The following is a 1,125-nucleotide window of genomic DNA, read 5'->3' as shown; positions in this document are numbered from 1 at the left end:
TGTGATAAGTTTGCATAGTTTAATAAAAAGGATGTAAAAGTTAAAATACCTTTGGAAAAATAATCATTGGAAAAAGCAATAGGAAAAAGATCGCAGCCTTGCTGGTAGTTAGATACCGTCCTTGACACAAAGTCCCTATTGCTTGTTTTCTAAAAACCGAATAGAATGTTGTTTAGTCATAAGAAAACTCTTATCACACTGGTTATAAGAAAACTTTTTTCCAATAAAATAAAGAACTTTTATAATGTCAAATTTAGAAAAAAAAGTAATCGGAGTAGATGTGAGCTCTACTATTTTAGTGATGAGTTTTTTAGATGATGAGAATCATCCGATTATCATCACAATTAATAACAATACAACATGTATTGAGAAGAGTCTGAAAAGATGGGATAAACATCAATTTAAAATTGTAGTGGAAGCCACAGGATCCTACAGCAGTAAAATTTTATATTATGCCTATTCTATGGGCTTTGAGGTTTATCAGGTGAGTGGATTATCTATAAAAAAGTTTTCAGAAGTAAAACATCACATCAGTAAAACAGATGAGCAGGATGCTGTGTTAATAAGGAACTTTGGAGAAGTTATGGAAATGGATCCTTATGAACCGAAGAAAGAAAATATTGAGTTTTTGGAGCAGGAGCTCAATCTATGGCAGGATTTAGAACAGGAAAAGGCAAGATATACATTGAAACTAAAATCACTTCGTCAAAAGCCTATCCTTAATAAATCAGTTATAAAACACTACGAAACAATTATTAAAAGGATTAATAAAGATATTGAAAGCCTTCAGAAAAGGCTTCCAAGTCTGGAAGACAAAGAATTTAAAGAAAATAAAGATTTATTAACCAGTATAAATGGAATTGGGAAGAAGACAGCTTTATTATTACTTGTTTCAACCAATAATTTTAAGAATTTCAAACATTCAAAAGCACTTTGCAAATATTTTGGAGTTGTTCCTAAAATGTATCATTCCGGGAATAAGAAAATATCAATTGGTAAATGCAGAACCAGTAAAGGTTTTATAAGGAGTATTTTATATGTCTGTTCCTGGAGTGCAATTCGTTTTAACAAACAATGCAAAGCGCTTTATGAAAGGATTTTGGAAAAGAAAAAGTGTAAAAAAGT

1 protein-coding gene is annotated in these 1,125 nt (G+C 30.6%); it reads left to right on the top strand.

What is annotated here, in order from left to right; translation table 11 throughout:
- Positions 1–244: 244 nt before the first annotated feature.
- Positions 245–1,125 (top strand): IS110 family transposase (locus ATE49_RS10985; RefSeq protein WP_065082212.1); only part of this gene is annotated, 881 nt, incomplete at its 3' end.

The sequence above is a fragment of the Elizabethkingia miricola genome (assembly GCF_001675285.1).
GTDB classification, from domain to species: domain Bacteria; phylum Bacteroidota; class Bacteroidia; order Flavobacteriales; family Weeksellaceae; genus Elizabethkingia; species Elizabethkingia miricola.
This window is presented reverse-complemented; position numbering and strand designations above follow the sequence as displayed.